This is a genomic window from Actinoplanes sp. NPDC051346 (assembly GCF_040682215.1).
Classification (GTDB): Bacteria; Actinomycetota; Actinomycetes; order Mycobacteriales; family Micromonosporaceae; genus Actinoplanes.
Genome location: NZ_JBFBAJ010000005.1, coordinates 230,543 through 256,880, shown reverse-complemented (window position 1 = coordinate 256,880; position 26,338 = coordinate 230,543). Strand labels below are relative to the sequence as shown.

At 70.2% G+C, this 26,338-nt stretch carries 27 protein-coding genes and 1 pseudogene; 20 read left to right on the top strand and 8 right to left on the bottom strand.

Annotated elements, in window-relative coordinates; genetic code table 11:
* Positions 1 to 3: 3 nt before the first annotated feature.
* Entirely contained in the window at positions 4 to 672 is a 669-nt protein-coding gene (locus AB0M36_RS15240) for an activator of HSP90 ATPase (protein WP_364157198.1), read from the top strand.
* Here the strand turns inward: AB0M36_RS15240 and AB0M36_RS15235 are convergent.
* From AB0M36_RS15235 to AB0M36_RS15225, 3 genes are read right to left on the bottom strand one after another with little or no spacing between them, the layout of a single operon-like run.
* Complete coding sequence (locus AB0M36_RS15235; protein ID WP_364157195.1) at positions 644 to 2,137, bottom strand: hypothetical protein; 1,494 nt, start codon at positions 2,135 to 2,137, stop codon at positions 644 to 646. The two genes, AB0M36_RS15240 and AB0M36_RS15235, sit on opposite strands and share 29 nt — an antisense overlap.
* The gene (locus AB0M36_RS15230) at positions 2,134 to 3,201 is read right to left on the bottom strand and encodes a hypothetical protein (protein WP_364157193.1); all 1,068 of its coding nucleotides are present in this window, start codon (positions 3,199 to 3,201) and stop codon (positions 2,134 to 2,136) included. The genes AB0M36_RS15235 and AB0M36_RS15230 overlap by 4 nt, the downstream gene beginning before the upstream one ends.
* Positions 3,198 to 3,791 carry a hypothetical protein gene (locus tag AB0M36_RS15225; protein ID WP_364157191.1) on the bottom strand — a complete coding sequence of 198 codons (594 nt, stop codon included), beginning with the start codon at positions 3,789 to 3,791 and terminating at the stop codon, positions 3,198 to 3,200. The genes AB0M36_RS15230 and AB0M36_RS15225 overlap by 4 nt, the downstream gene beginning before the upstream one ends.
* Positions 3,792 to 3,948: 157 nt before the next feature.
* Between AB0M36_RS15225 and AB0M36_RS15220 the strand changes: the two genes are divergently transcribed.
* Positions 3,949 to 4,233, top strand: coding sequence for a DUF427 domain-containing protein (locus tag AB0M36_RS15220; RefSeq protein WP_364157188.1), 285 nt, complete (start codon positions 3,949 to 3,951; stop codon positions 4,231 to 4,233).
* A 40-nt stretch (positions 4,234 to 4,273) separates the two neighbouring features.
* Here the strand turns inward: AB0M36_RS15220 and AB0M36_RS15215 are convergent, their stop codons facing one another.
* Together AB0M36_RS15215 and AB0M36_RS15210 are read right to left on the bottom strand one after the other, a co-directional pair.
* Complete coding sequence (locus AB0M36_RS15215) at positions 4,274 to 4,606, bottom strand: hypothetical protein (protein ID WP_364157186.1); 333 nt, start codon at positions 4,604 to 4,606, stop codon at positions 4,274 to 4,276.
* 52 nt (positions 4,607 to 4,658) lie between these two features.
* Positions 4,659 to 4,865, bottom strand: coding sequence for a hypothetical protein (locus AB0M36_RS15210; protein ID WP_364157183.1), 207 nt, complete (start codon positions 4,863 to 4,865; stop codon positions 4,659 to 4,661).
* Between the two features lie 187 nt (positions 4,866 to 5,052).
* On the opposite strand from AB0M36_RS15210, the gene fxsA reads away from it, so the two are divergent.
* From fxsA to AB0M36_RS15195, 3 genes are read left to right on the top strand one after another with little or no spacing between them, the layout of a single operon-like run.
* The gene (gene fxsA, locus AB0M36_RS15205; RefSeq protein WP_364157181.1) at positions 5,053 to 5,259 is read left to right on the top strand and encodes an FxSxx-COOH cyclophane-containing RiPP peptide; all 207 of its coding nucleotides are present in this window, start codon (positions 5,053 to 5,055) and stop codon (positions 5,257 to 5,259) included.
* An 11-nt stretch (positions 5,260 to 5,270) separates the two neighbouring features.
* Complete coding sequence (locus tag AB0M36_RS15200; protein WP_364157178.1) at positions 5,271 to 6,734, top strand: HEXXH motif-containing putative peptide modification protein; 1,464 nt, start codon at positions 5,271 to 5,273, stop codon at positions 6,732 to 6,734.
* 46 nt (positions 6,735 to 6,780) lie between these two features.
* The gene (locus AB0M36_RS15195; protein ID WP_364157175.1) at positions 6,781 to 8,451 is read left to right on the top strand and encodes a bifunctional diguanylate cyclase/phosphodiesterase; all 1,671 of its coding nucleotides are present in this window, start codon (positions 6,781 to 6,783) and stop codon (positions 8,449 to 8,451) included.
* 16 nt (positions 8,452 to 8,467) lie between these two features.
* Here the strand turns inward: AB0M36_RS15195 and fxsT are convergent, their stop codons facing one another.
* Positions 8,468 to 10,891, bottom strand: a complete 2,424-nt coding sequence (gene fxsT / locus AB0M36_RS15190; protein ID WP_364157172.1) for an FxSxx-COOH system tetratricopeptide repeat protein — start codon at positions 10,889 to 10,891, stop codon at positions 8,468 to 8,470.
* Between the two features lie 145 nt (positions 10,892 to 11,036).
* Between fxsT and AB0M36_RS15185 the strand changes: the two genes are divergently transcribed.
* Positions 11,037 to 11,354, top strand: coding sequence for an STAS domain-containing protein (locus tag AB0M36_RS15185; protein WP_364157169.1), 318 nt, complete (start codon positions 11,037 to 11,039; stop codon positions 11,352 to 11,354).
* A 45-nt stretch (positions 11,355 to 11,399) separates the two neighbouring features.
* Here the strand turns inward: AB0M36_RS15185 and AB0M36_RS15180 are convergent, their stop codons facing one another.
* Positions 11,400 to 11,939 (bottom strand): snapalysin family zinc-dependent metalloprotease, encoded by a 540-nt coding sequence (locus AB0M36_RS15180; protein WP_364157166.1) that lies wholly within the window; start codon positions 11,937 to 11,939, stop codon positions 11,400 to 11,402.
* 196 nt (positions 11,940 to 12,135) lie between these two features.
* Between AB0M36_RS15180 and AB0M36_RS15175 the strand changes: the two are divergent.
* The 14 genes and pseudogenes from AB0M36_RS15175 to AB0M36_RS15110 form a co-directional block, all read left to right on the top strand.
* Positions 12,136 to 12,375, top strand: a pseudogene (locus AB0M36_RS15175) (helix-turn-helix domain-containing protein); the annotation flags it as partial.
* A 77-nt stretch (positions 12,376 to 12,452) separates the two neighbouring features.
* Positions 12,453 to 14,120, top strand: a complete 1,668-nt coding sequence (locus tag AB0M36_RS15170; RefSeq protein WP_364157163.1) for an ATPase, T2SS/T4P/T4SS family — start codon at positions 12,453 to 12,455, stop codon at positions 14,118 to 14,120.
* A gap of 112 nt (positions 14,121 to 14,232) precedes the next feature.
* Positions 14,233 to 15,390, top strand: a complete 1,158-nt coding sequence (locus AB0M36_RS15165) for a type IV pilus twitching motility protein PilT (protein ID WP_364157160.1) — start codon at positions 14,233 to 14,235, stop codon at positions 15,388 to 15,390.
* A gap of 1 nt (position 15,391) precedes the next feature.
* Positions 15,392 to 16,621, top strand: a complete 1,230-nt coding sequence (locus AB0M36_RS15160) for a type II secretion system F family protein (RefSeq protein ID WP_364157157.1) — start codon at positions 15,392 to 15,394, stop codon at positions 16,619 to 16,621.
* Positions 16,622 to 16,724: 103 nt separating this feature from the next.
* Complete coding sequence (locus tag AB0M36_RS15155) at positions 16,725 to 17,225, top strand: prepilin-type N-terminal cleavage/methylation domain-containing protein (RefSeq protein ID WP_364157154.1); 501 nt, start codon at positions 16,725 to 16,727, stop codon at positions 17,223 to 17,225.
* Positions 17,226 to 17,290: 65 nt separating this feature from the next.
* Complete coding sequence (locus AB0M36_RS15150) at positions 17,291 to 18,079, top strand: prepilin peptidase (protein ID WP_364157151.1); 789 nt, start codon at positions 17,291 to 17,293, stop codon at positions 18,077 to 18,079.
* A gap of 26 nt (positions 18,080 to 18,105) precedes the next feature.
* The gene (gene pilM, locus AB0M36_RS15145) at positions 18,106 to 19,131 is read left to right on the top strand and encodes a type IV pilus assembly protein PilM (protein ID WP_364157148.1); all 1,026 of its coding nucleotides are present in this window, start codon (positions 18,106 to 18,108) and stop codon (positions 19,129 to 19,131) included.
* Positions 19,131 to 19,850: a PilN domain-containing protein gene (locus AB0M36_RS15140; protein WP_364157145.1), complete on the top strand. Its 720-nt coding sequence runs from the start codon at positions 19,131 to 19,133 to the stop codon at positions 19,848 to 19,850. The genes pilM and AB0M36_RS15140 overlap by 1 nt, the downstream gene beginning before the upstream one ends.
* Positions 19,850 to 20,455: a hypothetical protein gene (locus tag AB0M36_RS15135; protein ID WP_364157142.1), complete on the top strand. Its 606-nt coding sequence runs from the start codon at positions 19,850 to 19,852 to the stop codon at positions 20,453 to 20,455. The genes AB0M36_RS15140 and AB0M36_RS15135 overlap by 1 nt, the downstream gene beginning before the upstream one ends.
* 4 nt (positions 20,456 to 20,459) lie before the next feature.
* Positions 20,460 to 20,681: a hypothetical protein gene (locus AB0M36_RS15130; RefSeq protein ID WP_364157139.1), complete on the top strand. Its 222-nt coding sequence runs from the start codon at positions 20,460 to 20,462 to the stop codon at positions 20,679 to 20,681.
* Between the two features lie 51 nt (positions 20,682 to 20,732).
* Positions 20,733 to 22,469 carry an Ig domain-containing protein gene (locus AB0M36_RS15125; protein ID WP_364157136.1) on the top strand — a complete coding sequence of 579 codons (1,737 nt, stop codon included), beginning with the start codon at positions 20,733 to 20,735 and terminating at the stop codon, positions 22,467 to 22,469.
* The gene (locus AB0M36_RS15120) at positions 22,466 to 23,164 is read left to right on the top strand and encodes a hypothetical protein (protein WP_364157134.1); all 699 of its coding nucleotides are present in this window, start codon (positions 22,466 to 22,468) and stop codon (positions 23,162 to 23,164) included. The genes AB0M36_RS15125 and AB0M36_RS15120 overlap by 4 nt, the downstream gene beginning before the upstream one ends.
* Entirely contained in the window at positions 23,161 to 24,684 is a 1,524-nt protein-coding gene (locus tag AB0M36_RS15115) for an RICIN domain-containing protein (protein ID WP_364157131.1), read from the top strand. Before AB0M36_RS15120 ends, AB0M36_RS15115 begins: the two co-directional genes overlap by 4 nt.
* A gap of 49 nt (positions 24,685 to 24,733) precedes the next feature.
* Positions 24,734 to 25,384, top strand: coding sequence for a GntR family transcriptional regulator (locus tag AB0M36_RS15110; protein WP_364157128.1), 651 nt, complete (start codon positions 24,734 to 24,736; stop codon positions 25,382 to 25,384).
* 4 nt (positions 25,385 to 25,388) lie between these two features.
* On the opposite strand, the gene AB0M36_RS15105 is transcribed toward AB0M36_RS15110, so the two are convergent.
* Positions 25,389 to 26,294 (bottom strand): LLM class flavin-dependent oxidoreductase, encoded by a 906-nt coding sequence (locus AB0M36_RS15105; RefSeq protein ID WP_364157125.1) that lies wholly within the window; start codon positions 26,292 to 26,294, stop codon positions 25,389 to 25,391.
* Positions 26,295 to 26,338 lie beyond the last annotated feature (44 nt).

Here is a 26,338-nt window from a genome sequence, read left to right as displayed (position 1 = left end):
AGCGTGACCGATGCTCAGACGCCCAAGCCGTACGCCGTGGAGATAGCCGTCAGCGCCAGCCGGGACAGGGTGTGGGAGGCCGTCACCCAGCCGGCCGTGCTGCGCCGGTGGTTCGGATGGGACTACGACGCGCTCGACGCCGAGATCCGCCACATCTTCGTGGACGAGGCGACGTTGCTGGCACCCGAGCGGATGGGCTGGGCCGACGGGTCCTATCTGGAGGTCACCGGCGACGACGACGGCGCCGTCGTGCGCGCGGTGCGCGACGGCGGGCGCGCCCGAGACGCCGACCGCTACGACGCGATCGAGGAGGGCTGGCGTACCTTCCTCATCCAGTTACGCCACCTGTTGCAGGAGAAGCCGCAGGGCGCGCGCCGCACGATCTACCTGACCGGCATCGCGACCGGACGGCAGGCGCTCAGGCTGGCCGGCGGCACCGCCGCCCGGTCCGGGCGGCGGGTCGCGTGGCTCGTCGACTCCGACGGTCACCTCGTGGTGGTCGCCGGCCGCCAGGAGCTCGGCTGCCCCGAGGCCGGGCGCTTGGAGATCATCATCTCGACGTACGGGCTGGACGACGCGGCGTTCGACGTGGTCCGCAAGCGCTGGGCCGAGCGTTGGCTGCCCCTCGCCGGTGAAGCGCGGGTCACGACAGCAACGGATCCTGCTCCCTGAGCGCCGGCGCGTCGAGTTCCTCGTCGTCGGGATCCCGTGGGGCGGGCGGGCCGCCGTGCGTCCAAGGGGTCTGGTCCGGGTCCGGGAAGGCGCCGCCCGGACGGTACGCCTCGCTGAGCGTGGTGAGCAGCAGCCGCTCCCCCACCTCCGGCACGCTGCCGGGCTCGGCGACCAGCTTGCGGCCCATGCCGCCGGACAGCTCGAGCAGCACCTCGGTGCCGGACCCGACCGGGGTCACCGCAATGACCGTAGCCTTCTGCGCGGGCCTCGCCGGCGACGTGAGCGCGGCGCCGGGCGCCACCCGTACCGGCTCGGGGGTGGCCACCATGATGCGGGGGCGCAGCACCGGCCGCTTGCCGCTGTCGTCGACGCGGTCGGCCTTGGCCAGGGTGACCTCGCCGGCGAAGGCCGCGCCCGTGAGCCGGTGCTCGGCCATCACCAGCGGGTCGTCGAAGGCGCGTTGGACGGCGTAGCGGGCGGCGGCGTTCTCCAGGCGGGCGAGCCGGGCGGCCGCCGCGACGGCGCCGTCCCTGCGGGGCTGCGGCGGCCCTCCGTCGGCGAGGTGCTGCACGAAGGCCGAGTAGGAGTCGCGGTCGGCGTCCCATCGCCCCGGCACCCGGGAGCCGCTCGGCAGCGGCCGCAGCAGGTCGAGCGCGCGCCACATCAGGGTCCAGGTGGGCCGCAGCTGGGCGCGCAGCACCGCGGAGAGCTCGGCGACGTCCGGCTGGGCCGACGACAGCAGCGGCGCCAGCACGTGGTTGTCGAAGGCCGGGTCGGTCGCGGGTCCGGGCGGTGGCGTCACCGCCGGATCCTCGGCCGCCGCCGCGGCCTCGAAGACGGTCCGTCCCGGTGGCGGGCACAGCCAGGCCATGAGGGCGGCGAGCTGGGCGTCCTCGGCGCTGCTCTGCCCGGTCGCCCAATGCGACGACAGCGCCTGTACGGCGTTCAGCAGCAGCGACGAGCCCGGCACCTCGGCCGAGGCGGCGAAGAAGGTCAGCCACCGCCCGAGCAGCGGCACCGAGGCGGGCACCGCGTACTCCCCCTCGACGCCGCGGAAGCGGGTGGAGCGCCCGAAGAGCCGCAGGAAGTCGACGCCGCCGGGGTTCGGCACCCACAGCTGCGGCGCGTCGGTGAAGCGGTAGCGCACGTCCCGGCCGCGGTCGACCGGCACGGGCTCGGCGACGGCGGCGAACGAGTCCACGTACGGCACGAGCACGTCGGCGAGCCGGGCGGCGAAGGCGAACCGGTCGTCGCGGTTACGCGGCTGGGCCACGACCAGCAGCTCCGGCTCGTCCTCGGCGGTGCCGACCAGGGCGGCCAGCGGCGCGTTGGCCTCGCCGGCCATCGCGTACGGAATCAGAACCAGCGGCCGTTCGTGCAGGTGCAGATGGCGCACGGTGGCGAGCGGCTGGGCCCGCCCGGTCGCGAACGCCTGCGCCCGGGCCAGGGCCGTCAGCGTGCTCACCCCAGCGCCTCGGCCCGGAGCCGGGCGGCGGCCCGCAGCAGCGCCGCCGCCTCGTCCTGGTCCTCGGCCGGCGTGCGGGTGCCGGCCGCCAGCGCCAGCGCTTCCTCGACCGTGTCGACGCCGCCGAGCGCGTCTCGCACGGGCCGCCCCAGCGCGGCTGTGCTTCCGGCGGCCTCGTGCCGGCAGTAGAACGCCAGCTCGCACGCCGACAGGCACTCGGGCGCGTAGCGGGCCTCGATCCGGCTCAGCGCGGCGGTCAGCCGATCAGGCGGTAGGGACGTGTCGAAGGTGAGCCCGGCCGGCAGGGCTTCCGCCAGGTCGGCGACCGAGGCGAGCCGGGTCAGCTGGCGGGTGAGCGTCGACAGCTGCTTGCGGACGTCGACCAGCGCCGCCGCGGGCCGCAGCGAGAAGTCGCGCGGGCAGACCAGGACCGCTTCATGACTGACCAGCGCGGGGTCGTGGCCGAGGTCGGCGAGCAGGCGGCGCAGCGCGAGGACGTACACGGCGGCCTGCACGGCGGCGGCCGACACCTTGGCGCCGTCCGCCTGGCCGTCGACGATCGCGAACGACTTGATCTCGACGACGTGCAGGCGGCCGCCGGCCTGGAAGGCGATGAGGTCCGGCTCCAGGAAGACCCGCCGGCCGGCGACGTCGAGGGTCAGCAGCGGGTGGTCGATCAGCGCGGCGCCGGCGGCGGCCGCGAGCAATTCCCGGGTACGCCCGTGGCGCGCTCCCAGCGTGGCGTCGTCATCCTCACCGAGGTCGTCGTAGGAGAAGCTGGGCTCCTGGAGGTGGAGCACCTCGCGCAACACCGCCAACAGCAGCGCGCAGTCGTCCCTCTTGAGCATCGCCTCGAAGCCGTTGCCGCGGGCGAGCGCGAACCGGGACTGCCCGAAGTTCCCCGGGAAGCCGATGCGCTCGGCCAGGCGCGGCTTGTCGACCCCGGCGGCGTCGAGCACGGCACGCCGGGAACAGCCCGGATTGGCGGTGAGCGCGGCGATCGTCCGGGCGTTGTGCCGTTTGGCGGGCACGCCGCCGCGCAGCCGGTCGAGCGCCGCCGTCACCCGCGTCCTCGCTGGTGGGGCAGGCTAGCGCCGAACAGCCGCTGCCGTTCGTCGAGCCTGTCCCACCGCCGTTCGACCGCCTCGGGGATCTCCTGGTCGGCGAATCCGGCGGCCAGGCAGGCCCGGGCGGCGTCGGCGAGCGCCCTCGGGTCGTGCACGAGGAACGCCTCGGGCCCGCCGGGAACGGCGTCGGCGAGGCGGCGCAGCAGGTCGAGCGCGGCCGGGCTCGCCTGCGCCCGGATGGCGACGAACTCGGCGATCCGCACGACCGCGGTCAGCACGTTGCTCTGGGCCGTCGACGGGGACAGCAGGCGCCGCGCGGGTGACCAGCCGGAGAGCGTCACCTGCCCGCGGGCCGCCGTCAGGTCGTAGTGCAGGGCCGGGCAGATCCGGTACGCGGCGAGCGCGTGCGGATCGTAGTGTCGCTCTTCGTCGCGCAGCACGGCGGCGAGACCGGACATGGACAGGTCGCCGTCGAACAGCGCGGTGTGCACGTCCACGACGAGCCGGGCGGGTGCGGGGACGCCGAGAAGCAGCAGCGCGTGCCGGGCCTGCTCGCGGACGCCCGGCAGCGTGGTCGAACTGATCATGGCGGGCGCTTCCGTGGGTGGGGGTCCTGGGCGGATCGACCTTAGATCTTCGTACGGGGTGCGGGCAATGTCCGGTTGTCCGACGGCGTTTCACCCCCGGGAGGCGAATAAACCCCGCATATCAGACGGGGAGCGACGGGCGCGCTACGTTCGGAGTATGCCGAAGGCCATCTGGAACGACGAGATCATCGCCGAGAGCGACGACACCGTGGTAGTCGAGGGCAACACCTATTTCCCCCGCACCTCCGTGCGCGAGGACGTGCTGCGTCCCTCCGACAAGCACACCGTCTGCCCGTGGAAGGGCAAGGCCTCCTATTACACGCTGGAGTCCGGCGACCACGTCAGCCAGGACGCCGCGTGGTTCTTCCCTGATCCCAAGCCGGACGCGAAAGCGGTCCGGGACCGCGTCGCCTTCCGTAAGGACATCAAAGTCGAAGCCTGAGAAAGCGGCCGGCGCGGGCCTCGGCCCGCGCCGGCCACCCCTACCCGATCCTCGGGTGCGCCTCCTCGATGGCGGTCACCTCGAGATAGTCCAGCAGGTCCCGCTGCTCCTCGGGATCCAGCGTGGCGAACGCTTCGTACGCCGAGGCCCGCGCGTGCGGCGTCTCCGCCGCCAGCAGCGCGATGATCGCCGACCAGGCCAGCGAGACCCGGTCGAAGAGCCGCGCCTGGCGCAGCGAGGTCAACCGGCTCAGCATCGCGACCTTGGTCGCGGCATCGTCGTCGTGCGGGACCCGGTCCGAGAGCTCGAAGAGCGCCTTGCCCCGATAGGGGTGCTCCGCCTCGATCATGCGGGCCAGCTCGGCGTTGTCCATCCGTTCGACGGCGGGCGCGGGACCACGGCGCGGCAGCCTCGGCCGCGACTCGTCAGCGTGCACGGCTGTCCCGTCCGCTCTCGAAGCCGACACCGGGTGTCTGGTGCGGCAGTGTCGGCCGGCTCTGGAAGGTGGGGAACGGCGGCGCCGGCATCACCGGCGACTCGGGGGCATCCTCGGCGGCGCCCTCGTCGATCACTTCGTCCTCGCCGGGTTCCTGCACCCGCTCTCCCGCTTCCCCGGCATTACGCCCCAGCACTGTTTGTCCTCCGTTGCCGACTTTCTCCGGTGTTGGCGTCCTATGAGATCACGCCGGCGCAACCTGGGCGACCCCGGTCGCGGACACGCCCGGACATCACCCGACCCGACGACCGCCGTAATGTGGCGGCAACACATCGATCGTTGCATGCCGACAAGTGGCACCACCGGAACGAAGGTAGGCGGACGTGGACGGGCGCACGAGCACCATCGGTGCGACACCGGAGTGGCGGTCGGCGATGATCGACGTCTCCGGCCTGTCGCTGACCGAACTCGCGGCCGACGCCGAAGCGGACTTGCCGGACGAAAGCCCCCTCGCGCATTGCCTCCGCCGACTCGCCGGCGACCTCGCCCATCCGGGTGAGCCGATCGCCGGATTCAACTCGGCCCTGTAGGTAAGTCAGGCATGACCGGTTTCACCTCGGTGTCGGCCGCGCTGCCGCACCGCCTCAGCGATGCCGCGCTCACCGCCCTCGGCGCCGGGCGGCCGGACCGGGCGACGCTCGAGGAGCTGGGCCGGGCCCGGCTGAGCCGGCACCTCCTGCTGCTCCGCGAGATCGCCGCGACGGCGCGTACGGATGACTTCGCCGCCCTCGCCGCCGCCGAGCGCGCGGCGCCCCGGCAGGTCCGCGCGCTGCTGGCGCGGCCCCTCTTCGGCGTCTGGGCGGTCGGCTGCCTCACCGCCCTGCGCGCCGGCGCCGCACCGGACCAGGCCGGCGTGGCCCATCTCAGCGACCTCGCCGCCCGCGCCCTGACGCCGCACCCCCGGCGCGATCCGGGCCGGCGGCTCACCGGCGACCACGACGGGCTGCGCATCACGCTGCGCCTGGAGGACACCGACCCGCTGCGGGAACGGCTGGGACTGAAGCCCGCGCCCCCGCTCACCCCGGCCGAGCTCGCCCGTTGGCAGGAATCGTTCGACGCGGCGTGGCGGCTGCTCGTCGAGCGGATGCGGCCCGACGCCGAGGTGCTCGCGGCGGTCCTGGACAGCGTGATCCCGGTGCGGGCGGACCCGGCCGCCCGGGGCATCAGCGCCACCTCCGTCGACGCCTTCGGGGCCGTCGCCATGTCGGAGCCGGCCGACCCGGCCGCCTTCGCCGTCGGGCTGCTGCACGAGGCCCAGCACAGCATCCTCAACGCGGTGCAGTACCTCTTCGACCTGCTCGAAGCCCCGGACACCCTCGGATACTCGCCCTGGCGCGACGATCCCCGGCCCGCCTCCGGCATCCTGCACGGCGCGTACGCGTACCTGACCGTCGCCCGGTTCCGGCGTACCGGGCGGGACGACCCGCTGGCCCGGTTCGAGTTCGCCCGCTGGCGTGCGGCCGTGGCCGCCGCGGCGGACGGGTTGCGGGGCCTGACCCCGGCCGGCGAAAGGTTCGTCGGCGCCCTGCGCGCCGAGGTGCGGCCGTGGCTGGACGAGCCGGTGCCGGCGGACGTGCGGCGCCTCGCCGAGGGCGCCAACCGGGACCATCACCTGCGCTGGCGCCTGCGCCACCTGCACGTCGAGCCGGCGGACAAGGCGGCCCTGGCCAGGGCGTGGCGGCGGGGCGAGCGGCCGCCCACGGTCACGCCGATCCTGCGCCGGGCGCCGCGACGGGCGCTGGAGGCCAGTCCGCGACTCGACCTGGCCCATCGTCTGCTGCGGGGGCTGCCGCTCGAGGGCTCGGCGGGAGACGTCGCGTACGTGCGGGGGGACGAGGCGACGGCGCTCAGCGCGTACCGAAGGAATCCGGGTGAGGTGACCGCCTGGGCCGGGATGCTGCTGACCAGCGGCCTGAGCGCCGCGCCGGAGATCGCGGCGGCGGCCTACCAGGTGTTGCGCGGCGAGGATCCCGATCCGCTGGCGATCATCCGCTGGCTTTCCTAAAGTCGCGGGGCCCCGGGCCGATCAAGCTGCCCGTGGGAGGTGAATCATGAGTCGGACTGGCAAGACCATGGATCTCGTGCGTCGCAGCGTGGACGACGCCATGATTGTCGCGGCCCTGCTGCTGCTCGGGTGGCCGACGTTGATCGAGGACGCCGGCGTGGCCGGTGCTCTCGGCGGGCTGACCGCCGTCGCCGCCGTGAGCGTCGGAGTGATCCGACTGACCCGTCGCTGGCCGCTGCTGCGCTTCGTCCCGGTGGCCGTCGCGGTGCTCATGACCGGCTTCTGGTTCGGCCGGCACGGTGCGATCAGCCAAGCGCTGACCTGGCTCACCGTCGCGGCCGCCTCGATCATCCTGGCCCGCCAGTTCCTCGGCGCGCGCTCCAACGAAGGCCTGGTCCGCGACCTCACCCGGCAGCGGGCCCAGCTCGCCCGGCAGGCGTCCTGCGACCCGCTGACCGAGCTCGGCAACCGCAAGCTCTTCCTGGACCACGCCACCGACGCGCTGGCCGACGCCGACGACACGATGACCGCCGTGGTCCTGTTCGACCTGGACGGGTTCAAGGAGATCAACGACACGTACGGCCACGCCACCGGCGACGAGCTGCTGCGTACGGCCGCCTCCCGGCTCCTGGCCAACGTCCGGACCAACGACACCGTTTCCCGCCTCGGCGGCGACGAGTTCGTGGTCCTGCTGCCCCGCCTGACCGACGACCAGATCGCGGACACGGTGGCCAACCGCATCCTGCAGGACCTCGCACAGCCGCTGCTCATCGGCGACTTCGTGCTCACCATGCCGGCCAGCGCGGGCATCGCCATCACCCGTGGCAGCGGCCGGGCCGTCGACGAGGTCATGCGTGAGGCAGACCTGGCTCTCGACCAGGCCAAGGCGGAGGGCACCGGCATCGCCCGGCGCTTCGACCCGGCGCAGTTCGCCGCGGCCGAGGCCCGCCGCCGCGAGGAGGCGGACCTGCGCCGCGCCCTGGAGGCTGGCGAGTTCGAGGTGCACTACCAGCCCATCGTCGACCTCGACGGCGAGCGTACGGTCGGCGTCGAGGCGCTGATCCGCTGGAACCACCCCGAGCGCGGCATGATCCCGCCGATCGCGTTCCTCGACATCGCCGAGTCGCTCGGCCTGCTCCCCCGCCTCGGCGGCTGGGTGCTGGAGGAAGCCTGCCGGCAGGCCGCCGTGTGGCAGAAGGACAATCCGGGCTTCGAGCTCAACGTGAACCTGTCGGCGAGCCAGCTCGGCAACCCGAACCTGATCGAAGAGGTACGCAGCGTGCTCGAGCGCACCGGCCTTGCGCCGGAGCTGCTCGTGCTGGAGCTGACCGAGTCCGTCGCGCTGGTCGACCTGGTCGAGTCGGCGCGGGTGCTGGGCGCGCTGAAGACCCTCGGGGTCCGGATCGCGCTGGACGACTTCGGCACCGGCTTCTCGTCGCTGAGCCACCTCGGCGCCCTGCCAGTCGACGTCGTGAAGATCGACAAGTCGTTCGTGCAGGCGATGCAGGACTCGGGCGCGTCGGTGGCCGAGGCCGTGCTGCAGATCGCCCGCACCTTCAAGCTCTCGCCGGTCGCCGAGGGCGTCGAGGACGCCAACCAGGCATCCCGGCTGCGCGAGCTCGACTGCGCCCAGGCTCAGGGTTACCACTTCGCCCGGCCGATGCCGGCCGGCGACCTGACCGACCTGCTGGCCCGCCAGTCGGCCATCGCCGGCTGAGATTGCCCTACAGGACCTAGAGAGGCGGGGGCTCGATCTCCGTCTCCAGCCGGACGCCGGACAGCGCCCGCGTCATCATCGGGTGGCCCTCGCTGTAGACCTTCTGCAGCTCCTCGACGACGGCGTGGGCCGACTCGTCGTCACCGGCGTCCAGGGCCACGTTGAACGCGCACGCCAGGGTGTCCGGGTGATCGGCGCCGCGCACGGCGCGGGACCGGCTGAGGGTGTCGAGGGCGATCTCCCGGGCCCGCTGCGCCTCGCCGGTGGCGATCAGGTCGGCCGCGAGGCCGTTGGCGCAGCTCAGCGTGAACGGATGGTCGGGGCCGACGCTGCGCCGCAGACCGCCGAGCGCCTCCTCACCGATGGTGCGGGCCTCGGCGTGCCGCCCGATGGCGCGCACCACGCCGGTCAGATTGGCACCGGCGGCCACCGTGAACGGATGCTCGTCGCCGAGCACCGCGTGGTAGCGCAGGACGGCCCGCTCCAGCAGGTGGTGCGCCTCGTCGAGATCGCCGGCGTCGCGGGAACAGTGGGCCAGCGACACCATCGCGCCGAGCGTCTCGACGTTCAGGTCGCCGAACTTCTGCCGGTAGAGCTCCACGTTGGTGGTGGCCAGGGCCCAGGCTTCGGTACGCCCGGAGCGCCGTGCCGCCATCGCCGCGAACCGCCCGGCCCACAACGCCATCGGATGGTCGGCGCCCAGCGTGTCGAAGTGGCCGGCGACGGCGAGCAGCTCCGCCGCGCCCGCGTAGTCGCCGAGGCCGAAGAGGTCGAACGCCAGAGCGGCCCGCGACGACAACGTCTCCGGGTGGCCGTCCACGAAGATCATCTGCCGGTGCCGCAGCACCTGCTCGTCGAGCACCCTGGCACCCCGGAAGTCGCCGAGCAGCCGCAGGTCCGCCGCGAGGTTGTTGGCGCAGCGCAGCGCGGTCGGGAAACTCTCGCCGAACAGCCGCCGGTAGCGGACCAGGTTGTCCGCGTCGAGCTGCCGGGCCTGGCCGAAGTGCCCCTGCATCCGCAGGTCGGCACCGACGCTGTTGGCGGTCGCCAGGGTGATCTCGTCGTCCTCGCCGAGCACCTCGCGCTGCGAACGCAGGGTCTGGGCGTTCAGGGCCCGGGCGTCGGCCGTGCGGCCCACCGCCCGCAGGGCGTTCGCCAGGTGGAAGCTGGCGAGCAGCGTCTGCTCGTCGGTCTCGCCGAGGCTGTCGCGCCACCGGGCCACCGCCTGGGTGGCGAGGTCACGGCTGGAGTCGTAGTCGCCGCGGGCGTACAGGAAGCGGACGCAGTTGACGACGAGCTGGCGGATCTCCTCCGACTCGCCGCCGAGGACGTCGGAGTGGACCAGATGCGGGATGAGCGCCGCGTACCGCGGCCAGTGCGTCGGGTCGTCGGGGTCGCCCGGGTCCCCGGCGGCGAGCATCGCCCGCACCGATCGCAGCTGGGCGGCGTGCCGCTCCGAGCTGAGCTGCTGACCCAGCATGCCGCGGACCATGGGGTGCACGATCAGGCTCTCGCCGGGCGGGTCGAGGTCGGCCAGGCCGTACCGGCCGATCAGCCGGATCGCGGCCTTGAGCCGCCGCTCGATGCGCATCGTGTGGGCCAGCTCCCGCGACACCAGGCCGCGCGCCGCCCAGAGCAGCTCCCACGAGACCGGCGCGCTGGCGAGGAAGGCACTGAGCTCCAGCAGCTCGAACGCGGCCGGCGAGGCCTCGGCGAGCCCGTCGGCGGCCAGGCCCCAGGCGACCCGGATCGGGGTGGGAAACGCCAGCTCCCCGGCGCGGGCGTCGTAGCGTTCCAGGTAGTCGTCGACGCTCCATGCCGTCGCCGCGCGGACCGCGCTGGCCTGGTCGAGGGCCATCGGCACGTCACCGAGGTGGGCGGCGAGCCGCTCGGCGTCCTCGGCGGTCAGCTCCGGGTTGCGGCGGCGCAGGAAGTCCACGCTGTCCGTACGGTCGAACACCGGCACCGGCACGGCCTGCGCCACCTCGGAGGTCCACCGCGGATTGCGCGAGGTGACGAGCACGTGGCCGGCGCCGCTGGGCAGGTAGGGCTTGATGTCCTCGGGCCGGTTGGCGTTCTCGAAGACGACGAGCCAGTTGCGGTACGGCTCGCCGCGGCTCAGCGCGTCCCGCACGGCCCCGAGGGTACGGTTGATGTCGCGGGCCTCGGGAAGCTTCAGCTCACTCGCGAGCCCGACCAGCGCGGCCCGCATTCCGGCGGTCTGCTCCGCGGGGATCCACCAGACGAGGTCGTAGGTGTCCGCGTAGCGGTAGGCGTATTCCACGGCCAGCTGGGTACGTCCCGTACCACCCAGTTGGTGATCGGCGGATGGCAACAGCACGACCGGTCCGTTGCCGAGCAGTCCGCGCGTGTCGGAGAGGAGCTCCTCGCGCCCGACGAAACGCGGATTGCGCGGCGGCAGACCGCCCCTGATCGGCACGCCGCCCCTCCCCCCTGGTGACCTCGCACTCTACTGTCATGCTGCCGATTACCGTACGTGGAATCCTCGCCACTACGGAAGTTGAGGGTTATTCACGACCTTCGAGGTCATGGACGATCCTCACCGCCTCAACGGAAGGCCCCCCGTGACGGACGAACCTGTGACCAGCCTCGATCGCGACACCGACGTGACCACCGTCGCGCTGCGGGGCGAGGTGGACGTGCTCAACGTGGACCAGGTCCGGGTCGCCCTCGTGGAGGCACTTGAGGCCCGACCGAGGGAACTGGTGGTGGACCTGTCGGAGCTGTCCTTCATCGACTCCACCGGCCTGGGCGCGATCATCTTCGGCTTCCAGCGCGCCCGCGACGAGGGCATCGACTTCACCCTGGCCCGCCCGACCAAGGGCGTGCACCAGATCCTGGTCCTCAGCGGAGTGCTCGAGGTCGTCGCGCTCCAGCAGTAAGGGGCCGCCCGGCAACCCGGACGGCCCCTACGGCAGGTCGGACGCTCAGCCGGCCCAGGCGAACTCCCGGGCGGGCACCCGCACGGACCCACCGAAGTTGCGGTCGACGGCGGCGGCCTCGGCGGCGCTCGGGTAGGCGTTCGTGCACGACACCGGCGCGCTACTGCCCGACATGAGATCGGAGCACAGTCCGGTGCGGCGATCCGGCAGGCCGAGAAGGTGGCCGAACTCGTGCGCGGCGATCCGCGGCGGGTAGTAGCCGTCGTTCACGGCCTCCCGCCCCATGTACCAGCGGCCGTTGCCGAGCGAGGTGGTGTAGGCCCGCGGCCAGCCGTTGTCGGCGTACACGCGAATGTTGGGGGTGCGCCCGGCCGGGACGGGCTCGAGCCGGACGTTCACGACCCGGCTGTTCCAGATCTGCGCGCCCTGGTGGACCACGGAGACGAACTCCCGGGCCTGGCTGGCGTCGTAGTACAGCACGCGGGGAGCGGCGGCCTCGGCGGCGGCGGGTTCGGCGACGACGACCTGCAACCCGGCGGTCGCCAGCACCGCGAGCAGCGTGGCGGCCAATCTCTTGAACAGCATGGGGGGACCTCCCGGGGGACGGGGACGGGGATGTCCACACCGTATCCAGGGATCGACATCTGCCGATGACGCTACGTCATACCGGTTGTCGCCTCATGGTCACGTGATGTCCGCCGGCGTCAACGGGCCGGCGAGGCAGCCGGGAAGGCGAGGCCGATTCCCGGCCCCGCCGGGCCGCCGTCGCGGGTCCGCTTGCCGGCCAGCAGTCCGCACGTTCACCCGCCGCTTCCGCGACGAGACCGGCACCAGCCCACGGCAGTGGCTGTTGCGGCAGCGGGTGGCGCACGCCCGACTCCTGCTCGAATCGACGGACCTGAGCGTGGACGCGGTCGAGCGCCGCTGCGGCCTGGGCAGCGCCACGGCACTGCGGCAGCACTTCCAACAGTCTGTCGGCGTCGCGCCCAGCGCCTACCGCCGAACGTTCCGCCACCCGTGAAACGCACGCTCAGTTCGCGGCGGAAGTGTCCGATGGGACAGACATAGCCCCCGACGCAAGCGTTTCGTGAGGATGTCATGGACCAGACCTTCCGCCCGTTGATCGATGCCCTGAAGCAGATGGGCATCGACGAGGACGCGGTAGACGCGGCGGCCGAATCCGCCGAGCGCAGCGGCAAGTCCGTGCGCGCGGTCCTGATCAGCGAAAAGATCGTCACCGAGGAGCAGCTGACCGAGGCGGCCGCGTACGCCTTCGGCCTGAACACCGTCGATCTGGTCGGCTATCCCCTCGAACCCGCCGCCCTCAAGCGCATCCCCCTCTCCGTCGTCCTCCGGCACCGGGTCCTGGGCCTGAACATCGTCGACGACGAGTTGGTCGTCGGCGTGACCGACCCCGGCGACGTCGTGGCCCTCGACGACGTTCGGGCCGCCACCGGCATGACCGTCCGCCCGGTGGTGGTGGCCCGCAGCGAGGTCCGCCGCATCATCGAGCGCCTGCAGCGCGAGGCCAGCGACCTCGGCGACCTCGCCGACACCTCGGACGACGACCAGTCCGGCATGACCGCCCAGGCCACCAGCGCCGACGACGCGCCGATCGTGCGCTATGTCAACAGCCTGATCGAGCAGGCCATCCAGAACCGCGCCTCCGACCTGCACCTGGAGCCGACCGAGGACGGGATGCGGGTGCGCTACCGCATCGACGGCGTGCTGCACGAGCTGGACACCGTGCCCCGCGGCGTCATGTCGGCGCTGACCTCCCGTCTGAAGATCATGTCGGGCGTCGACATCACCGAGAAGCGGGTGCCGCAGAACGGCCGCATCACCGTGGTCATCCGCGACCGCAAGGTCGACCTGCGCACGGCGACGCTGCCGACGGTCTGGGGCGAGAAGATCGTGCTCCGGGTGCTCGACACCGGCGGCATCGACCTCGACATGAACAAGCTGGGCTTCACCCAGCACAACCTCAACCGCTTCGCGGAGTCGTTCAGCAAGCCGCACGGCATGGTCCTGGTCACCGGTCCCACCGGTTCCGGCAAATCCACCACCCTGTACGCGACCCTGGGCCGGATCAGCAAGCCGGAGATCAATGTCATTACGGTAGAAGATCCCGTAGAGTTCCGTTTGCGCGGTATCAACCAGGTACAGGTCAACGCCAAGGCCGGTCTCACCTTCGCCGCGGTGCTCCCGGCGATCCTGCGCTCCGACCCCGACGTCGTGCTCATCGGCGAGATCCGGGACTCGCACACCGCCCAGATCGCCACCGAGGCGTCGCTGACCGGCCACCTCGTGCTCTCGACCCTGCACACCAACGACGCGCCCGGCGCGGTCACCCGCCTCACCGAGATGGGCATCGAACCCTTCCTCGTCGGTTCCTCGCTCGACTGCGTGCTGGCCCAGCGGCTCGCCCGGCGCCTCTGCGACTGGTGCAAGGAGGCGTACGCGCCGACGGAGGAAGAGCTGGTAGCCGCCCGCTGGCCGGTCCAGGACCTCAAGATCCCCGAGGCGCTGTGGAAGCCGATCGGCTGCCGCGACTGCGCCAACACCGGCTATCGCGGCCGCATCGCGCTGCACGAGGTCATGCCGATCTCCGCCGAGATCGAGTCGCTCACCATCCGCCGCGCCTCCTCCGGCGAGATCCGCGAGGTGGCGATCGACCAGGGAATGTACGACCTGCGCTCGGACGGCCTGGCGAAGGCCGCCGGAGGCCTGACGTCCGTCACCGAGGTGTCCCGTGTCGCGGTCTGAGGTCACCCCCACGCCCAGGCCGCAGGGTACTCCGCCACGGCCGACGCCACCCATTTCTGCCGAAAAACGTCCTCAACCGGGTCATCACGATGCCGAATGAGGAAGGCGTCAAATGACCATCGGGAGATTGTCGGTGCAGCAGATGTACACGCTCGACCACTCAGTACCGCAGCAGGCCGCTCCGTCCGAGCCCGCCGCGGATGATCTGGCCGTGCTCGACCAGATGCTCGTCACCCTCGTCGAGTCCCGCGGTTCCGACCTGCACCTGACCGTCGGCTCCCCGCCGATGATCCGGGTCGACGGCGGGCTCCGCCCGCTCCCCGGGTACGGCAAGCTCAACTCGGCGGACACCGCCCTGCTGTGCCGCGCCGGTGTCACCGCGGCGCAGTGGCAGACGTACCAGCAGGAACACGAGCTCGACTTCGCCCACAGCATCGTCGGCGTCTCCCGCTTCCGCGGCAACCTCTACATCCAGCGCAACTCCTGCGGCGCCGTCTTCCGGGCCATTCCGCACACGATCAAGCCGCTGGACGAGCTCGGCATGCCGGACTCGGTCTCCCGCTTCGCCCACCTGCCCCGCGGCCTGGTGCTGGTGACCGGCCCGACCGGCTCCGGCAAGACCACCACCCTCGCCTCGGTGCTGGACCTGGCCAACCGCAGCCGGGCGGCGCACATCATCACCATCGAGGACCCGATCGAGTTCCTGCACCCGCACAAGCGCAGCGTGGTCAACCAGCGCGAGGTCGGCGCGGACACCCACACCTTCGCCCAGGCGCTCAAGCACGCCCTGCGCCAGGACCCCGACATCATCCTCGTCGGCGAGCTCCGCGACCTCGAGACGACCGCGACGGCCCTGACCGCCGCCGAGACCGGCCACCTGGTGCTGGCGACGCTGCACACCCAGAGCGCCACGCAGACCATCGACCGCGTCATCGACATCTTCCCCCCGCACCAGCAGCTCCAGATCCGCGCCCAGCTCGCCGCCAGCCTCCAGGGCGTCGTCACCCAGGCCCTGGCGCCGCGCGCCGACAACAAGGGCCGCGCGGTGGTCTGCGAAATCCTCACCGCCACTCCCGCGATCCGCAGCCTCATCCGGGAGGGCAAGTCCCATCAGATCCCGTCGTTCATGCAGGCCGGCGGGAACGACGGGATGTTGGCATTCGACCAGCACCTGGCCGAGCGCGTCCGCGAGGGCATCGTGACGGTCGACTCCGCCCTCGAGATCTGCCACTCCGCCGAGGAACTGAAGCGCTTGATCGGAAGGGTGTGACATGCCGGCAACCAAAACCTTCCACTACAACAGCATCGACGCCACCGGCCGCAAGACGAAGGGCACGGTAGAGGCGGCGAACGCGGCCGCCGCGACCCAGATGCTCAAGCAGCGCGGCGAGACGCCGCTGGACATGTCCGAGGCCGGCCAGGGCCTCAACATGGACATCAAGATCCCCGGCATGGGCGGCCGAACCTCGCTGAAGGACCTGGCGGTCTTCGCCCGGCAGTTCGCCACGATGACGGCGTCCGGCATGTCCCTGCTTCGCTCGCTGGCCATCCTCGAGGAGCAGACCTCGGCGGCCACGCTGAAGAAAGCGGTCGCCGAGGTCCGCGCCGACGTGTCCGGCGGCGTTTCGCTGTCGACAGCGATGGCTAAGCACGACCGGGTCTTCCCGCGCCTCATGGTCGCGATGGTCCGCGCCGGCGAGGCCGGCGGTATGATCGACCAGGCCCTCGAGCAGGTCGCCGAGAGCCTGGAGAAGGACACGGCGCTCCGCGGAAAGATCAAGGCGGCGCTGACCTATCCCGCGATCGTGCTGGGCTTCACCTTCCTGATGATCGGGGCGGTCCTCAAGTTCATCGTCCCGATCTTCGAGGAGATGTTCCACAATCTCGGCGGCGAACTCCCGGGCATCACCCAGTTCCTCGTCGACGTGAGCCACAACATGTTCTGGATCGCGCCGACGTTTCTCACCGTGACGATCACCAGCGCAGTCCTCTACAAGCGCCAGCTTCGCACGAGCGCCGACTTCCGGTTGAAGGTCGACACGCTCAAGCTGCGGCTGCCGGTGTTCGGCTCCCTCCTGGGCAAGCTGGCGATGAGCCGGTTCTCGCGCAACCTCGGCCTGCTGCTCAACGTGGGTGTCCCGGTGATGCAGGCACTCACCGTGGTCGGCGAGACCACGGGCAACGAGATTGTCAACAGGGCCATGGCAGACGTCCAGTCCGCCGTCCGCGACGGCCAGCCGATGTCGTCGGCCCTGCGCCACCACAAGGTCTTCCCCACGATGGTCACCCAGATGATCGAAGTCGGCGAAGAAAGCGGTCAAATCAGTCAGATGCTCGACAAGGTTGCCGATTTCTATGACAGGGAAGTCGACAGCGCCGCCGAGTCCCTCGCCGCCTCGATCGAACCGATCATGGTCCTCGTCATGGGCAGCGTGGTAGGTGGAATGGTGATCTGTCTCTACCTACCGATGTTCACCATCTACCAGAACATCCAGGGCTGACGCTCTGGAAGCAGTACCCGACCGGTCTCCGGTCGACGTCGGGCGCCCGAGCCCGGACAACCGATCCCCGCCCCACCCTGACGCCACAACGGAGGCAGCACCCATGCAGGACATCATCAGCCGGCTGCGCGCCAAGAAGGACGACGAGGGCTTCACCCTCATCGAGCTTCTGGTCGTCGTCGTCATTATCGGCGTGCTGGTCGCCATCGCCGTGCCGGTCTACCTGAACTACCGCGAGGGCGCGGCCGACAAGTCCGCCCAGTCCGACGTCCGCGGCGCGATCAGCGCGATCGAGCAGTTCTACTCCAAGAACGGGAACAAGTACCCGGACTCGATCTTCGGGGCCAACGACGGCTCTTCCACCGGGAAAGAAGCCCTCCCGCTCCAACTGGCACCCGACCCGGAGGACGGCACGATCACCCTGTCGGAGAACACGAGCCTTGGCTACGTGCTGGACCCAGCGGGCTCGGGTGCCAGCACCTACCTGATCTGTGCGCAGAACGATGGCGGCACCGACAACGTCTGGTACCTGTACGACAGCAGCAAGGGCGGCTCGGTCAAGGAGATCAAGAGCACGACCATGGGTACCGACGACTGCTCCTGATCTCGTACCTGTGGGCGGCGACGCCCGCCGTCATCCAGCGACCGCGACACCGAGGAGGACCGACCATGCCGCAGCCCCTGCTGCTCAGCATCGTCGGCCTGCTCGGTGTCGCGGTCGGCTCGTTCCTCAACGTGGTCATCCACCGCGTCCCGCGGGGGGAGTCTCTCGTGCGGCCGCCCTCGCACTGTCCGCGCTGCGGCAGCGCGGTCCGGGCCCGGCACAACGTCCCGGTGCTCGGCTGGTTGCTGCTGCGCGGCCGATGCGCGGACTGCAAGGCGCCGATCAGCGCCCGGTATCCCTTCGTCGAGGCGGCCACCGGGGCACTGTTCGTCGCGGTCACGGCTAAGTTCGGGTGGTCCTGGGAGTTGCCGGCGTACCTGTACCTGGCCTCGATCGCCATCGCCCTGACCGCGATCGACCTGGACGTGCTGCGGCTGCCCGACGCGATCGTGCTGCCGTCCTACGCCGTCGCGCCACTGCTGCTGATCCCGGCGGTGGTCGCCGGCGAGAGTTGGCACACCCTGGTCCGCGGCCTGCTCGCCGCGGCTCTGCTCTACGCGTTCTACCGGGCGCTCGCACTGGTCCCTCGCGGCATGGGTGGCGGAGACGTGAAGCTCGCCCCGCTGCTCGGCTTCTACCTCGGCTGGCTCGGCTGGAGCTCGGTGGCGGTGGGTGCCTTCGCCGCTTTCCTGCTAGGCGGGGTCGTCGCCGCCGTGCTGATGCTGCTGAAGGTGGCCGGCCGCAAGAGCCGGATCCCCTTCGGTCCGTACATGCTCGCCGGCGCCTTCCTGGCCGTGTTCGCGGCGGCGCCGATCGCCGACTGGTACGTGTCCCTGTTCCTCCCCACTGTCTGACCACCTACCCACCGAGGAAGGAACCGATGGCTGGCGTCACTCCGATCGGGCTGGACATCGGCTCGTCGTCCATCCGCGCCGTGGAGGTCCGCCGCGCGAAGGACGAGTTCGATCTGATCAACTTCGGCCAGGTCCCGCTACCGCCCGACACGATGCAGGGCGGAGTTCCGGTGGAGCCGCTCGCCGTGACGTCTGCCCTCAAGCAGCTCTGGACCGCCTGCAAGTTCAGGACCAAGCGCGTCGTGCTCGGTGTCACGAACCCTCAGCTCGTGGTCCGTGAGACGTCCGTGTCCAACCTGCCCGCCAAGGAAATGCAACGCTCGCTGCCGTTCCAGGTCCGTGACATGCTCCCCCTCGCGGTAGAACGCTCGTTGCTGGACTTCCGGCCCCTCGAGGAGCCCGGCCAGGACCCGACCGTCCGAGGCCTGCTCATCGCCATGCCCAAGGACCCGGTCATGGACCTCGTCCTGGCCATCGAACGCGCCGGGCTGCACGTCGTCGACGTCGACCTCGCCTCCTTCGCCATGTTGCGTGCCGCCTCCCGGCTGGATGCGCAGGTCGAGGCGCTCGTCGACATCGGCGCGCAGATCACCAGCGTGATCGTGCACGCCGACGGCGAGCCGCTGATCGTGCGTACGGTCCCGCGCGGAGGCGCCGAGATCACCGAGAGCATCGCCACCCGGCTGGGAATCCCGGCGCCGGAGGCAGAGGCACTCAAGTGCCGCTACGGGCTGCACGGCGACGAGCGTCCCGACGCGGCGACCGCGGTCACCGACGCGGTCCGCCCCCTGATCAGCGAGCTGCGCAGCTCCTTCACCTATCTGGCCTCCGGCGAACGGCAGAAGCAGGTCACCCGGGTCGCGCTCTGCGGCGGCAGCGCGCTGATGCCGGGGCTGGCGGAACACATCCAGAAGCAACTCGGCGTCACCGTCGTCTACGCCGACAACGCGAGCCGGCTCCGTGACACCCGCAAGGCGAGGCAGCGGGGCTTCGACAGTTTCCTGCCCGCCGCGGCGGTATCGATCGGACTCACCTTGGGAGCGACGTCCTGATGGCCACCACGCTGATGCCCGTGGACCCGGCCGTCTCCCCCCAGCGGGTCAACCGGCTCTTAACGATCTCGGCCAGCCTGTTGCCCGATGAAGTCGTCGCCCGGCGCCGGACCCGGCGGATTCGGCTCTTGATGATCGCCGTCGTGGTCATCGTCGCCGCGGCCTGCGGCGCCTGGATCTTCCACGCGAACCGCCTGGAGCAGCAGGCCGACCGTGATCTGACCGCGGCGATGAGCAAGGTGGCAGAGCTGCAGCTCAAGAAGGGCACCTACGCGCCGGTGGTGAAGCTCCGCAACGAGGGTGACGAGCTCAAGAAGCAGCTCGGTACGGTCATGGCCAACGACCTCGACTGGGCCGCCCTGCTGCACCTGTTGCGCACTACCGGGCCGGACACCGTCGTCGTCACGGGCATCACCGGTCAGCTCGACGAGCCTTCCAAGGGCAAGAAGGACAACTCGTCGAAGTCACTGCCGAGCACGAGCAAGTCCGCGTCCATCGGCACCATGACCGTCACCGGCACCGCTCCTGACAAGAAGACCGTCGCCGCCTATGTGGACGCACTCGCGCTGAAGGCCACGATCGCGAACCCGTATGTCACGAGCGTCTCCAACAGCGGTGAAGGTGACAAGAAGGAAGTCACTTTCAGCATCGACGTCCAGATCGCTCAGGACGCGCTGTGCGGCCGGTTCGGTAAGGCCTGCAAGTCCGGAGGTAAGTGATGCGAACCGGACACGCTGACCGGCTCTGGCTGGTTCTCGGACTCTTCGCCGCAGGAGTGCTCGTCGCCATGACGTACTTCACGGTCGTCAGCACGACCTCCGCCGACACCCAGAGTCTGGTCGATCAGACGGCGGACGCCGCAACACAGCGGATCAAGCTGCTCAAGGAGATCGACGAGCTCGAGAAGACGAAGAAGAACGAGCCCAAGCTGAGGACGACCCGGGACGCCTACCGCATGGCGCTGCCGTCCACCTCCGGCATACCGGCCTTCCTGCGCCAACTCCAGGCCCAGGGCGGTGACGTCGGCGTCGACGTCAGTGGCCTCACGGTCGGCGCGCCGGAGGAGATCGAGGACGCCAAGGGCGTCTGGGCGATCTCGATCGACCTCGCCGCGGAAGGCTCCGCGGAGCAACTCGGCGACTTCATCAACCTGTTGCAGGGCAGCAGCCAGAAGCGAGCGGTGTTGATCGAGTCGGCGAACTTCACCGCCTCGGACGAGCCGAGCGAGGATGGCGCCAGCTCCCCGAGCCAGCTCAACCTGTCGGTGCAGGCGTTCGTTGCCCCGCCGGTCGGGGCCGGCGCCCCCTCGATCACGACGGACTGAGGCGATGGACGATGTCGAGGGCGCGATGCAGACACCGGACGGCGCGTGGCGGGTGGAAGTGGTACGCCGGCAGCGCGCCCGCTGGTACCGCATCGTGCACGGCGACGACGTCCTCGACTGGCTCTCGATCGCGGCCGTCGAGCGCATTCTCGACGAGGCGGGCGTCGACCGGCGCCAGCTCGTCGAGATCAACCCCTCGGCCCCGCCACCACGCCGTACGGCCTGATTTTCCCCGAAACCTCAGCTCTGTATCAGCTCTGTACCAGTGAGGACAGCAATGCCGACCGACAGCGCGGCTGCCTCGTCGCCACCCGGCGACGAGGGTATGTCGCTGCTCGAGGTCATGACGGCCCTCTTCGTGATCAGCACGGTGATGGCCGGCGTGGCTCCCTTCCTGATCACTTCGGTGGCCCTGAGCTCCCGTCAGCGCGGCGATCAGGTAGCGATCCAGGTCGCCATCGACGGGCTGGAACGGGCCCGCGCCATCCGAGCGAACCTCCTGCCGAAGGGCCGCGGCGAACTGGCCGCACAAAATCAGTGGAACGCCGCTCCGCCGAAGGTCGACGCCCTGCTGAAGCACATGCAGCTCGCCGCGGACGTGGCGTTGCCAGGCTCGCTGGACGGGGCGCAAGCACCCCTGCCGACCGAATCCGTTCCGGTCACGATCAACAACATCGAGTATCTCCAGGACTTCTACCTCGGACGCTGCTGGCAGAGCAAAGCTGTCGCCGCTCCCCCACCGGGCGGCACGCCGGCGGAAAGCAGCTGCGACAAGACCGCGAGCGGCGTGCCGTTCTACCGCGTCGTCGTCGGGGTCCGCTGGAAGCAGGCCGGATGCAAGGAGGAGTACTGCGCCTACGCCGCATCCATCCTGATCAGCGATGCGGATGATCCCCTCTTCGACACCGTGCAGCCGCCGCCGAAGGTAGTCGACGATCCCAATCTCCAGGTTGTCTACAAGGACAACAACGCCGGATATCAGGTTTCGTACCAGGTCAAGTCGACCGGAGGCCGCCTGCCGTTGTCGTGGGGCTACACCGGGACCCTGCCGCCGGGGCTCACCTTCGACCCCGACTCCGGCCTGATCAGCGGCAAGCCCACCACGACGGGCACGTACGACCAGGTCAAGGTCAAGGTCACCGACAAGGACGGCCGGAGCGACGACTCCCTCTTCAAGTGGCTCGTCGTAGACGACCTCGTCCTGACCACGCCGGCCAACCAGTCGACCCGCAACAACGTCGCCGTCGACCTCCCCCTGACAGCAACCGGAGGGCGGACGCCCCTGACGTGGAAGGCCAGCAACCTCCCGGCCGGCCTGACGATCAACTCGGCGACCGGCCGCATCACCGGGAGCACGGCAATGACGGGCGCTCAGACGTACTACCCCGTTGTGGAGGTGACCGACTCGGGAGCACCGCGCACCACATCCGTCAGTTTCACCTGGTACGTCGGACCCGTGACGACGACGACGCCTCTGACGCTGGCCAACTTCATGCCGCCTCCGGCGCAGAAAGGCGCGTCCGTCAATTACAACCTGGTCGCTGCGAACATCGCCAAGGGCGGCGTGCCGCCGTACACCTGGTCAGCCGTGAATCTGCCGGAGGACCTGAAGCTGGACTCAGCTACCGGCGTGGTCGACGGGAGCATCAACTACGCCTCCCGCTACATCGTCACGCTGACCGTCACCGACAAGATCGGACAACAAGCGAGCACCGACGTGATCGTCAGGGTGACCACAAAAAAGGGTAGCGATCTGACGGTGGAGTCGCCGAGCGGCACCCCCATGACCAGCCCCGCCGGCAAAGCCATCACCGCGTTCGATGCCGAGTTCGACGGCACCGAGGGCAAGTCCATCGTGTGGACGGCGACGGGCCTGCCGGACGGACTGAAGATCACCACCGCGGGCCGCATCAGCGGGACGCCGACCAAGCCGGGCACCTATCGCGTCACCCTCAAGGTGACCAACCACAAGGACGACGCCGCCTACATGGTGTTCGACTGGACCGTGACATGACGCGCCGTGAGGTGTCGCCGGTCCGGGACGACGAAGGCTCCTCGCTCACCGAGATCATGGTGACCATGGGGATCATGAGTGCGGTGATGGTCGTCTTCACCGGTGCCATCCTGCAGGTGTACCGCACCGTTCAGGCGACGGACACCCTGACGGACGCGCAGGCGCAGCTCTCCGTCGCCTTCCAGCGCTTCGACCGCCACCTCCGCTACGCCAGCTGGATCAACAAACCAGGTGTGCGCCACGAGGGGAGCGCGGACACCTGGTACGTGGAGTTCGCCGGTGTGAAGGGCGAGAAATGCCGGCAGCTTCGACTGGAGCTGGGCCCTGATCCGGGCTCAAACAGCCCCATCGGCCAGGGCCTGCTGCAACTTCTCGAGTGGACGCCGGGCAGCCCGCCCGCCCCGCACACCCCAGGAATGACCATTGCCTCACAAGTCGACACGACGAACATCTCCCGCCAAACGACCCCTACCGGGACCAAGATCGCGCCATTCGAGCTACACAAGGCCGACACCAAGCCCTACGCCACCGCCGCTGAGGGCAGCCAGTTCGTCCCCGAGTTCGACCGGCTGCGCATCCGTCTGAGCACCAAGGTGGCGGCCGGCGCGGCGGCGATCGACATAGCGTTCACCGCCCTGAACACCGACCGCGACACCCCGGACACCAACGACTGCAGCGAAGGGAGGCCCACATGAGGACAAGCCGCAGCCGCGACACCGGATCGATGCCGATGGCCATGTTGGTCGGCGTGGTCTCCATGGGCCTGACCGCCTCCATCGTGCCGGTCGTGCTCCAGAACCTGACCACCACGCGCACCATCGACGAGCGCACGGAGTCAATCGACGCCGCCAACGCGGGCCTCGACGCGGCCATGGCCCAGCTCCGCGCGGCGTCCACCGGCGCGGGCGCCACGTTGGCCGGCAACCTGGCAGGCCTTCCTCCCTGCGAGATCACCGGCGTCGAGGCCGCCGACGGCCTGCGGTACCGCGTGAAGATCACCTATTACGGTCTACCGGAGGACGCCGACGACGAGTCGACCGCGGTGGAAATGCCCTGCCCGCCGACCGAGGTGCCGACGAAGGCGGTGCTGACTGTCACCGGCACGGGCGCGGCGGACGCGACCCTCGTCGAGGGCGCCGCGGCCACCCGAACCGTCGAGGCCACGTACAAGTTCAAGAGGACCTCCTCGAACACCGCCGGCGGCCTGATCCGGCTCGCCACCGCACCTCCTGGCACCCCCCACGTGTGCATGGACGGCAGCGACGACCCGGACACCACCAAGCCGACGTTGACGATAAAGGAGTGCAAGACGGGCGGCGCCAGCGAACAGCGCTTCGTCTACACCAAGGAACTCAGCATCAGGCTGATGTACTCGGAGTCCACCGAGAATCCGACCGGCCTGTGCCTGGAGGCCGATTCCCAGACGATCGGCGCGGTCGTGCGCTTGCAGAAGTGCCTCGGCCGGGTATTCACGCAGCAGTGGAGCCTGGACGACAGCTCTCGGTTCCGCGGCACCGCGAACGATGGGGCCGACTCGAACAACCTCTGCCTGAGCGCCCAAACCACCGAGACCGGCATGATCGTCGCCCTCAACGACTGCAAGGGCGAGTACGACAAGGACATCTGGCGCCCGGATCCCGCGGCGGGAGCCGGCGGCGCGGGCATCGAGACCGGTCAGCTCGTCAACTTCAAGCAGTTCAGCCGCTGCCTGGACGTCACCGGCTTCGACGTGAACGCGAAGTACATGATCGTCTGGTTCTGCAAGCAGGCACCCAACGGCAACGTCCGGTGGAACCAGCAGTGGGAGCTTCCCCCACTGTCACTCAGCAAGGAAGACCAGCAGAAGGGACGTTTCCGCACCGCCGGCAAGGACAATCCCGGCTTCTGCCTGCGGGAGCCGCCAGAGCCCTACGGGTACGTCACCCTGGAGGCGTGCGGTGCCCGGGTGGGCGGGATAGACCCGCTCGACACGCCCAGCTACCTGAAGTGGACCATGTACGGCGACACCAAGAGTCCGGTGACGAGCTACAGCGTCGTCAGCAACCGAGGTGAGTGCCTGGTGGCGACCGACCTGACCGTGGCGGTGCCTGACGCGCACTTTGACGGCACCGCCAAGGTGAAGACAGCCCGTTGCACCACCTCGCCACTGCAGAAGTGGAACGCACCGGGCTCCTTCAACGGGGACAAGACGCTGAGCGGCACCACGGAGAAGTGACCACCCGGGCGGAAACACAGCGTTGAGTGACGGTGTATAGGCTCTCCGTATGTCCTACACGGTTCCGCCGACCCGTACGGCCGCCGTGGTGCGTCAGCTCCGCAACGAGATCGTCACGGGCGAGCTCCCGCCCGGCACGCTGGTCAAGGACGCGGAGCTCGCCGCCCGCCTCGGGGTCAGCATCACGCCGGTGCGGGAGGCGATCGCCCAGCTCTCGGTCGAGGGTCTGATCGACATCGCGCCGAACCGCACGCGTCACGTCACCAAGGTGACGCAGAAGAACGCGCTCGAGCTGATCGACGTGATGAGCGTGCTGGCCGGCGCCGGTTTCGAGTGGGGGGTGGAGAATCTGACCGCCACCCACCTCGATCTCATGCGCCAGCGGCAGAATGAGTTCGTCGACGGGCTGCGGGCCGGCAATGTGCTGGCGGCCGGGGCCGCCGGCGCGGATTTCAGCACGATCGTGATCCTCGCCAGCGGCAACCGCGAGCTGCAGTCCATGGTGGATCTGGTGGTCGCCCGGACCCTGCGGATTCTGGCGATGGGCGCGGAGAGCGACCTCTGGCAGACCTGGATCACCGGTCACGAGGAGGTTCTCGGGCTGCTGGAGCGCGGTGAGAATCAGGCCGCCGTCGCCCGCTACAAGCAGATCTATGCGGACTTCCGCGTCAAAGTCGAGCACGAACTCCTGGCGGAGTAGACCGCTAGATCGCGGTCAGTGCCGGCAGCAACGGACCGATCAGATCAAGAGCATTCCGGCGTACGGCGTACCGCGCGATTCCCCACCGTTGTTTGTTGCGACGCACCGCCTCGACGATCTCGTCCTCGGTGCCGACGAGCAGGAACGGCACTTCGCGGAGCTCGCTGACGCTCATACCCTGGCGCTCGGCGTGCTCGCCGAGGACGGCCTCCGGGTCGTCGGTGATCTCGACGATTTGGACCAGCGCCTCGAGCACCGCGTCGCCGCCCTCGCGGGCCAGGGCGACCTGCGCGTCGATCTCGGCGAGCCGCCACCGGGCCTCGTGCTGGTGTCCGTCGGATTTCGTACGCCCGAAGCCGGTGAGCCCGACGACGTCGGCGTGCTCGCCCGCCCAGCGCAGCAGGCGGGAGTTCGCCGTGCCGATCAGCAGGGGGATCCGCTCCTGGACCGGCCGGGGATGTTCGAGGAAGGCGTCCAGCATGGTCAGGCCGGGCTCGGCGACGGTGACCTTCTCGCCGGCGAGTAGCCGTACCGTCGCGTCGGCGACCGCGAGGCAGCGATCGACCCGGCCGTGCACGCCGGGCCGCACCCGCCCGATCGCGTCCCATTCGGCGGGAGTGTGACCGGCGCCGAGGCCGAGCAGGGCGCGACCGCCGGAGACCACGTCCAGGGTGGCGACGTCGGCGGCCAGCAGCATCGGTTCCCGCACGCCGGCGTTCGAGACGTACGAACCGAGTTTGATCCGCGTGGTGACCGCGGCCGCCGCGGCGAGCGCGACGAACGGTGCGGCGCACGAGCCGGGGTGGTCGGCGGCGAGCAGGGTGTCGAAGCCGGTGGCCTCGGCCCGGCGGGCCGTCTCGAGCCACTCCTGTGCGTCGACGGGCTGGACGTGGAGCGCGAAGTCGGCCATGGCGCCATTTTGCCGTTCCCTGTTTCGGCAACGATGATTGCCTC

What these genes read in the sequence shown, in the direction of transcription:
- AB0M36_RS15225 (WP_364157191.1), bottom strand. Translation starts at nt 3,791, where the DNA reads ATGATCAGTTCGACCACGCTGCCGGGCGTCCGCGAGCAGGCCCGGCAC.
- AB0M36_RS15220 (WP_364157188.1), top strand. Translation starts at nt 3,949, where the DNA reads ATGCCGAAGGCCATCTGGAACGACGAGATCATCGCCGAGAGCGACGAC.
- AB0M36_RS15215 (WP_364157186.1), bottom strand. Translation starts at nt 4,606, where the DNA reads ATGGACAACGCCGAGCTGGCCCGCATGATCGAGGCGGAGCACCCCTAT.
- AB0M36_RS15200 (WP_364157178.1), top strand. Translation starts at nt 5,271, where the DNA reads ATGACCGGTTTCACCTCGGTGTCGGCCGCGCTGCCGCACCGCCTCAGC.
- AB0M36_RS15195 (WP_364157175.1), top strand. Translation starts at nt 6,781, where the DNA reads ATGAGTCGGACTGGCAAGACCATGGATCTCGTGCGTCGCAGCGTGGAC.
- AB0M36_RS15180 (WP_364157166.1), bottom strand. Translation starts at nt 11,939, where the DNA reads ATGCTGTTCAAGAGATTGGCCGCCACGCTGCTCGCGGTGCTGGCGACC.
- AB0M36_RS15170 (WP_364157163.1), top strand. Translation starts at nt 12,453, where the DNA reads ATGGACCAGACCTTCCGCCCGTTGATCGATGCCCTGAAGCAGATGGGC.
- AB0M36_RS15165 (WP_364157160.1), top strand. Translation starts at nt 14,233, where the DNA reads ATGACCATCGGGAGATTGTCGGTGCAGCAGATGTACACGCTCGACCAC.
- AB0M36_RS15160 (WP_364157157.1), top strand. Translation starts at nt 15,392, where the DNA reads ATGCCGGCAACCAAAACCTTCCACTACAACAGCATCGACGCCACCGGC.
- AB0M36_RS15155 (WP_364157154.1), top strand. Translation starts at nt 16,725, where the DNA reads ATGCAGGACATCATCAGCCGGCTGCGCGCCAAGAAGGACGACGAGGGC.
- AB0M36_RS15150 (WP_364157151.1), top strand. Translation starts at nt 17,291, where the DNA reads ATGCCGCAGCCCCTGCTGCTCAGCATCGTCGGCCTGCTCGGTGTCGCG.
- pilM (WP_364157148.1), top strand. Translation starts at nt 18,106, where the DNA reads ATGGCTGGCGTCACTCCGATCGGGCTGGACATCGGCTCGTCGTCCATC.
- AB0M36_RS15140 (WP_364157145.1), top strand. Translation starts at nt 19,131, where the DNA reads ATGGCCACCACGCTGATGCCCGTGGACCCGGCCGTCTCCCCCCAGCGG.
- AB0M36_RS15135 (WP_364157142.1), top strand. Translation starts at nt 19,850, where the DNA reads ATGCGAACCGGACACGCTGACCGGCTCTGGCTGGTTCTCGGACTCTTC.
- AB0M36_RS15130 (WP_364157139.1), top strand. Translation starts at nt 20,460, where the DNA reads ATGGACGATGTCGAGGGCGCGATGCAGACACCGGACGGCGCGTGGCGG.
- AB0M36_RS15125 (WP_364157136.1), top strand. Translation starts at nt 20,733, where the DNA reads ATGCCGACCGACAGCGCGGCTGCCTCGTCGCCACCCGGCGACGAGGGT.
- AB0M36_RS15120 (WP_364157134.1), top strand. Translation starts at nt 22,466, where the DNA reads ATGACGCGCCGTGAGGTGTCGCCGGTCCGGGACGACGAAGGCTCCTCG.
- AB0M36_RS15115 (WP_364157131.1), top strand. Translation starts at nt 23,161, where the DNA reads ATGAGGACAAGCCGCAGCCGCGACACCGGATCGATGCCGATGGCCATG.
- AB0M36_RS15110 (WP_364157128.1), top strand. Translation starts at nt 24,734, where the DNA reads ATGTCCTACACGGTTCCGCCGACCCGTACGGCCGCCGTGGTGCGTCAG.
- AB0M36_RS15105 (WP_364157125.1), bottom strand. Translation starts at nt 26,294, where the DNA reads ATGGCCGACTTCGCGCTCCACGTCCAGCCCGTCGACGCACAGGAGTGG.